Genomic DNA, 6,808 nt, shown 5'->3' with positions numbered 1-6,808 from the left:
ATTTTGTGTGTAGGCTTCTTCATTTGGAAATTATATCGCTGAAAAACCCTTTACAGATAGGTTTGTGCAACAAAGCCTCCAAGAACTATTGAGTTTATATCTTTTGAAGATAAATTATGATCAATATAGTCATGAGAAAAACCGGACTCATTCGTATCAATAAAGCGATACTCTTCCTCATAGATCCAATCTACATGTTTTGTAAAAATAGAATCATGAAGTTTTTCCATATAAATAGGATCTTCTTCTAAAGTTTGTTTCATTTTAGAGTCAATTTCTGAATCTAGAATATCTGGATATTTTTTAAGGATAGATTCTTTTAGCTCTTTAGCAGAATAGTAGAAGGGTTCTATTTCATCATATTTAACTTTTTTATAAATTGGTTCACGAATGTTATATTCAATGATATATCCCTGATGATCACTGGAATAATGAGACCACATTATTGGAGATTGGGGATTTCTACTTAAACATGCGATTCTTAGGTGTTTATTAATTTTTTCTGAAAATACATCTTCCATTTCTGAATTAATGCCCTCAAAAAGACACTTACAATCATAAGGGTCGTTGAAGAGTTGGGGAGACGAATACCTTATTGAGTGATATCTAAGAGGGTTCATTATGTCTTTTGATTCAGCATAAGGATTAGCACTGTAGTATTTAAAAAAAACCAATTAAGACTCCAAGCTATCTAAATTTTTTGTCTAAAATGCCATAAAATTAAATTTTAAGAGCAAATAATGAATAAATGCTCTTAAAATATTATTGCGATCTTGACGTAGAGTCATACTCTTCACGGAAACGCCAAGCTTTTTCAGACTTATCCCAAACCACTGTAGTTACTGTAGCTTCCTTAAAAGCTTTTAATAAAGGTTTATCAATTACTTGATTACCTTTCTCATTTACAGTTACAAATGCCCCATCGTATTCAATATATAAAATACCAATTACTTCTTCGTGGTTTAAAATTTTGAACTTATTGAGATGTTCAATAAATCTTTCAGTTAAAGCTTGGACACTTACTTTTTTTCTGAAATTTCCTTTTGGGGATTTGGGTCTTCTGTTGTAAAGGAATCTTCATGAGCATTCATTGCATTAGCTTTCTGACCGACAAACCATTGTGTATAGACCGTAATCCGTCCTGTCGATTTTTCTGCCAGATTTGTTACAGTCATTTTTGGTCCACCAGATTTAAGGTAGACACTATCACCAATTGAAAATTTTGATTTTGCCATTTTAAAGTTCCATATATATTTATAAGTCTATAATTAATAATGGTTTATTTCTTTATTTCAAGGTCAAAAAAATATTTAAGTAAAATATTTTTAAGTTATTCTAAAATTAACATAATACGCGTTATGCGAAATAATTAAATTATTTGTTTTAAATCAATATCTTATGATTTTTAAAAAAAACCATTCACCCTCGAATGGGCTTTTTTTGTGAATTTTCACGTTTCACAAGCAATTAATTGCGATAGCTAATCTGAACCGTCTTGATCATGTTCTCATCCATTTCCAGCACTTCAAACTGAACGCCCTGATACTCAATATAAGTACCTGCTTTTACTTGAGTTTGTGCTTTATCCAGAATCAAGCCAGCCACTGTGATATAGCTTGCATCTTCTTCTACCAGGTCGAGCATTCCCAATTCTAGTTCAAGTTGATACAGATCCAGCATGCCACTGGCTTTCCAGCTGTGGGCTGTGCGCTGGTATTGTAAATATGGCATTAGCTATCGTGAACTGCAGGAAATGCTGGCCGAACGTGGTGTGAATGTTGATCACACGACTATTTATCGTTGGGTTCAACGTTATGCTCCGGGAATAGAAAAACGCTTACGCTGGTATTGGCGTAATCCTACAGATCTGAGCTCATGGCATATTGATGAAACTTATGTAAAAGTAAATGGACAATGGTCTTATCTGTATCGTGCAGTCGATCAACGTGGCAATACCATTGATTTTTATCTTTCTTCTAGACGTAATACCAAATCAGCATATTGTTTTCTTGGAAAAATTTTAAATAATGTGAAGAAGTGGCAAATTCCACAAGTGATCAACACGGATAAAGCACCCACATATGGACGTGCTTTATCACGGTTAAAACAGGAAGGAAAATGTCCACCAGACCTTGAGCACAGGCAGATTAAGTATAAAAATAACCTGATCGAATGTGATCATGGCAAGCTAAAGCGGATCATCAGGGCCACATTAGGATTCAAATCGATGAAGACGGCTTATGCCACAATTAAAGGTATTGAAGTCATGCGTGCACTACGTAAAGGACAAGCTTCGTCATTTTATTATGGTCAGCCTCAGGGTGAAGTGTATCTAGTGAATAGAGTTTTCGGTCTCTAAGCACTTTTTAAAGGGGACATCATCGACTCAAATTTCTATTTGCAACAGTGCCCTTTAACTAGCTATACGATTAAATAAAATTAACTAGATATTCATATGCTTGAAGGTTGTAATGCTCCAAAGATCTCATTTGGCCGCATTCTGTAACCAATTCACAATATTAATGACATCACTGTTCGCACTATTTTTTCTAACAATGGCATAGAAGTTATAGTCGCATTCTATGAACCCAAAAGGAGCTTCAATCCTGCCATTCAATATTTCTTTTTCTACTAAAATTTGAGGTGCTATGGCAATCCCCAATCCGGAAACAGCAGCCTCAATCATTAAATTAAGACGATCAAAATAGCGGTCATTTGATTTAGTCTGAACGTTCATATTTGATCGTTCAAACCAGATAGGCCAGGCATTCTTATTAGAATGAGTATGCAGTAATGGGTACTTCAAGAGATCATTGATCGTATTCAAATGGTATGTTTCACCATTACAAATAGGTCCCATGTGATCTGGGAATAAAAGGTATTGATCCAAAGAGTCAGGTAGTATTTGATCTAAACTTAAGCTATTGATAAAAATATCAATTTGTTCTTTTTCCAGTAGCTTTAAGTCGTTACAGGTCATTAATTTAATATGGATATTGGGATAAATGATTTCGAGTTCCTCTAAGCGTGGAATCAGCCAATTCGCCATAAAACTATGAGATGCTCCGATCACAATTTCCACTTCTGAAGCTTTGTTACTTAACTCAAAGACACATTGTTCCAACTCATTGAAAAAGTGAGTACAAAGACGGGATAAGTCTTCTGCCTCTCTGGTGAGAGAGATCGTTGATGAATGCCGGATAAAGAGTTTTTTATCCAACCACTCTTCTAACTGTTTGATTTGATGGCTAACCGCACTATGAGTCACACATAATTCTTCTGCAGCCAAGCTGAAACTTTTATGTCGCGCGACTGCTTCAAATGCTTTAAGAGAATTTAAGGGCGGTAAGGTTCTACGTTTCATGCTGTAAATATTTCTAACATCATGAGCTAAAAATATATCAATTATAAGGAAAATGGAAATCTCTTAAGATTCAGTAAATTTTGATGCTTCAAGAGAGATGGAATGACAACTCCTTATACCGGTCAGGGTCCTGATCAATCTGGTTTTTTTGGGAAATTTGGCGGCTGCTATATGCCAGAGAGCCTGATGCCTGCCCTACAAGATTTAGAACACGCATTTAATATCATCCGGCATCAACCTAAATTTTGGACTGAATATAGACAAATTTTAACAGACTTCGTGGGTCGTCCTAGCCCTCTGTTTTATGCAAAAAATCTAACAGCGTATGCAGGAGGAGCCAAAATATATCTCAAGCGAGAGGATTTGAACCATACCGGTGCCCACAAGATCAATAACTGTGTGGGACAAATCTTATTAGCTAAATTTATGGGTAAAACCAAAATCATTGCAGAAACAGGTGCCGGACAACATGGCGTTGCCACAGCAACGGTCTGTGCGCTCTTTAAGATGAACTGCACGATTTATATGGGTGAAACTGATATTCAGCGTCAGCAGCCCAACGTTGAACGCATGAAACTGCTCGGTGCTGAAGTCAAAGGCGTGAGGAAAGGCCGTGGAACCTTGAAAGATGCCATGAATGAAGCGTTGCGTGACTGGATCAGTAACGTAGACACGACTTACTACCTGTTGGGAACAGGTGCAGGTCCCCATCCCTATCCAACCATCGTAAGAGAGTTCCAAAAAATTATTGGCATAGAAGCTAGACATCAAATCCTCCTCAAGGAAAATAAACTCCCTGATGCTTTGGTTGCCTGTGTCGGTGGAGGATCCAATGCATTGGGACTCATGCATCCCTTTCTACAAGATCCTGATGTCAAAATGTTTGGGATTGAGGCCGGTGGAAAAGGGACAGATAGTGGCGAACATGCTGCCTCGATTACAAAAGGTCGAATCGGTGTCCTGCATGGCAATTTGACTTACTTACTCCAAGATTCAGATGGGCAAATTTTAGAAGGACATTCCATCTCCGCAGGACTGGATTATCCCGGGGTGGGTCCTGAGCATGGCATCTTGTTTGAAACAGGTCGCGTGACTTATGCAGCAGTCAATGATGAAGAGGCTGTGCAGGCCTTCCAGTTGTTGAGTCAGCAGGAAGGTATTATCCCGGCGTTGGAAAGTTCTCATGCCATCGCATATGCCATCCAGCTGGCAAAAGAAATGCAGCCGGAGCAGACAATTATCGTCAATTTAAGTGGTCGAGGGGACAAAGACTTAGACACAGTCAAAAAATATCTTGCAGGAGCAAGCGCATGAACCGTTTAGATCAAAAACTCGCGCAATTAAAACAGGAACATCGAAGCGGTCTGGTCTGTTATTTTACGGCTGGAGATCCTGACTTTACTGAAAGCTGTCGTCTGTTTAGTCAGTTGGGTCAGGCTGGAGCCGATATCATCGAAGTTGGCATTCCATTTTCTGATCCTGTTGCAGATGGAGAGACCATCCAGGCAGCCCATCTCAGAGCACTGAGTGCTGGCCAAACCGTGCATCAGACAATTGAGTTGGTGAAAGAAATCCGTCTACAGGATGACACTACTCCGATGATTTTCATGACCTATTTAAATCCGATCATGCAATATGGTTTCGAGAAACTGGTTGCGGATACCGAAAATCTGATTGATGGGATCCTGATTCTGGATGCGCCCTATGAATATCGGGAACAATTTAAACTGCGATTAACTGAAAAAAACATGCATTTAATCGCAATGACCGCACCAACTACCCCTGTTGAGCGGTTGGAACAAATCTCGGCAAGCGCGACAGGATTTTTATATCATGTTGCGGAAAATGGCCTCACCGGAGGCAATTTGAATCTACCCAATCTTGAAAAAAAGATCGCTGAAATAAAACCCATGTTTAATATCCCGATCGCAATTGGTTTTGGGATTAAAAATGAAAGTCATGTGAAAGCTTTGGCCAATAAAGTTGATCTGGTTGTGATCGGCTCAGCACTGGTTGATACTTTCTTTAAGCAAGGTGTGGATGCGACATTAGAAAAAGTGAGAAAATTTTCACAGGTTTTGAAAGAGAAATCTTAATTTTTTCTTCATGATCATCAATAGAGCACTTATGACCTAAAGAATAGGATTTCTGTTCTTTAGGTCATTCTCAAATATGCATTTCAGTGATGATGTGTTTCAGCCAGCTCTAGAGCATTTAAATCGAGTTGCTCCAGTTCTACCAACTGCTTGTTGAGTAACTCAATCAAATCATTTTCATAAGGATTAATCACAGATTGGTCAGCGAATTGATCATTTGGATTACGTAAAGGACATTGATCTAAAGACAGGCAACCGCAACCAATACATTTATCTAACTGGGACCTGAGCTGGAGCAAATACATAATTTTTTCATCTAACTGCCCTTTCCATGTTTCCGATAATGCTTGCCAGTCTTGCTTATTGGCAATTTTGTTCTCCGGCAATATAGAAAAATGATCTTTCAGTTGTTGCAAACTGATCCCAACGACTTGAGCCACTTTAATGATGGCTACCCTTCGCAGCATGGCACGCTGATAACGTCGTTGGTTTCCGTTTGAACGCATGCTCGATATGAGCCCTTTCTCTTCATAAAAACGTAGAGCCGAAACGCTCACACCACTTCTATCAGCGAGTTCACCAATACTCAACCATTGGAAAGGATGTTTCTGATCTTCCTCTGAATCATGCAGCAAATGATTGTCCAATCGGTCTATTCCAAGTCATCAAATTTTAATCAATTATATTTTTTATTTAACTTAACCTCAAGTTAACTTGAGGTTTTAGAATCGCTATGTTGAATTGATTTTTAAATGATATCTAGTTGTTTTTAATATAGTGATGAGGTTGTCATGCCGGTTTTTGTCAAAAATATGCTAGAGAGTCGTTGGTTATGGCTGATTGCTCGCTGCTGCCTGGCCTTTTTATTTTTAAGTTCCGGACTCGCTAAAGTTCTCGATACTGAAAATAGCTTTCAGGAAATGCGTGCAGCTGGTTTGGAACCTACCTGGTTGTTTAACTATGCTTCAGCAATCGTTCTGTTATTTAGTTCTTACTGTATCTTATTTCAAAAGTATCTGTGGTTAGGTGCAGGTGCTCTTTCGGTATTCTTATTGCTCACAATCCTGATTGTTCACAACTTCTGGACCATGTCAGCTCCACAAGCCACGATCTCCATGTATTTTGCCTTTGAACACATTGCGGTGATTGGTGGTTTGATCAGTCTTTGTATCGCTGGTCATTATCGCAATAAAGTGAATGAATTAACGGATGCACAGCACACCTGCTAATTAAAGACAAACCAACATCTAAAAGAAAAGTAGAGATCTAGAGATGCACTAACTCATTTTTCAGTATTCCCCAAAAGCTTTCGATCGGTGCATTATCGTAACAGTCTCCGCGCTTGCTC

8 protein-coding genes and 1 pseudogene are annotated in these 6,808 nt (G+C 38.4%); 4 read left to right on the top strand and 5 right to left on the bottom strand.

The window, feature by feature from the left end:
• Positions 1 to 50: 50 nt before the first annotated feature.
• From Q0017_RS12940 to Q0017_RS12930, 3 genes and pseudogenes are all read right to left on the bottom strand, one after another.
• Positions 51 to 521 (bottom strand): DUF2971 domain-containing protein, encoded by a 471-nt coding sequence (locus Q0017_RS12940; protein WP_298147601.1) that lies wholly within the window; start codon positions 519 to 521, stop codon positions 51 to 53.
• Positions 522 to 1,019: 498 nt separating this feature from the next.
• A complete protein-coding gene (locus tag Q0017_RS12935; RefSeq protein ID WP_004675998.1) occupies positions 1,020 to 1,235 on the bottom strand; it encodes a DUF2158 domain-containing protein in 216 nt (71 codons plus the stop codon).
• A 232-nt stretch (positions 1,236 to 1,467) separates the two neighbouring features.
• Positions 1,468 to 1,698: pseudogene (locus tag Q0017_RS12930) on the bottom strand (transporter associated domain-containing protein); the annotation flags it as partial.
• Between Q0017_RS12930 and Q0017_RS12925 the strand changes: the two are divergent.
• The gene (locus Q0017_RS12925) at positions 1,679 to 2,359 is read left to right on the top strand and encodes an IS6 family transposase (protein WP_298147593.1); all 681 of its coding nucleotides are present in this window, start codon (positions 1,679 to 1,681) and stop codon (positions 2,357 to 2,359) included. The pseudogene Q0017_RS12930 and the gene Q0017_RS12925 overlap by 20 nt on opposite strands.
• 126 nt (positions 2,360 to 2,485) lie before the next feature.
• Here Q0017_RS12925 and Q0017_RS12920 read toward each other — a convergent pair whose 3' ends face one another.
• Complete coding sequence (locus Q0017_RS12920) at positions 2,486 to 3,364, bottom strand: LysR family transcriptional regulator (protein ID WP_298147590.1); 879 nt, start codon at positions 3,362 to 3,364, stop codon at positions 2,486 to 2,488.
• A gap of 102 nt (positions 3,365 to 3,466) precedes the next feature.
• On the opposite strand from Q0017_RS12920, the gene trpB reads away from it, so the two are divergent.
• Complete coding sequence (trpB, locus tag Q0017_RS12915) at positions 3,467 to 4,678, top strand: tryptophan synthase subunit beta (protein ID WP_298147587.1); 1,212 nt, start codon at positions 3,467 to 3,469, stop codon at positions 4,676 to 4,678.
• Positions 4,675 to 5,460 carry a tryptophan synthase subunit alpha gene (gene trpA / locus Q0017_RS12910; protein ID WP_298147584.1) on the top strand — a complete coding sequence of 262 codons (786 nt, stop codon included), beginning with the start codon at positions 4,675 to 4,677 and terminating at the stop codon, positions 5,458 to 5,460. Before trpB ends, trpA begins: the two co-directional genes overlap by 4 nt.
• 83 nt (positions 5,461 to 5,543) lie before the next feature.
• Here trpA and soxR read toward each other — a convergent pair whose 3' ends face one another.
• Positions 5,544 to 6,092, bottom strand: coding sequence for a redox-sensitive transcriptional activator SoxR (gene soxR, locus Q0017_RS12905; protein WP_298147606.1), 549 nt, complete (start codon positions 6,090 to 6,092; stop codon positions 5,544 to 5,546).
• 159 nt (positions 6,093 to 6,251) lie between these two features.
• Here soxR and Q0017_RS12900 point away from each other — a divergent pair, with 159 nt between their 5' ends.
• On the top strand, positions 6,252 to 6,689 hold the full coding sequence (locus Q0017_RS12900) for a DoxX family protein (protein ID WP_298147581.1): 438 nt from the start codon (positions 6,252 to 6,254) through the stop codon (positions 6,687 to 6,689).
• The last annotated feature ends 119 nt before the right edge of the window (positions 6,690 to 6,808 follow it).

The sequence above is a fragment of the uncultured Acinetobacter sp. genome (genome assembly GCF_947624825.1).
GTDB lineage: Bacteria > Pseudomonadota > Gammaproteobacteria > Pseudomonadales > Moraxellaceae > Acinetobacter.
This window is presented reverse-complemented; position numbering and strand designations above follow the sequence as displayed.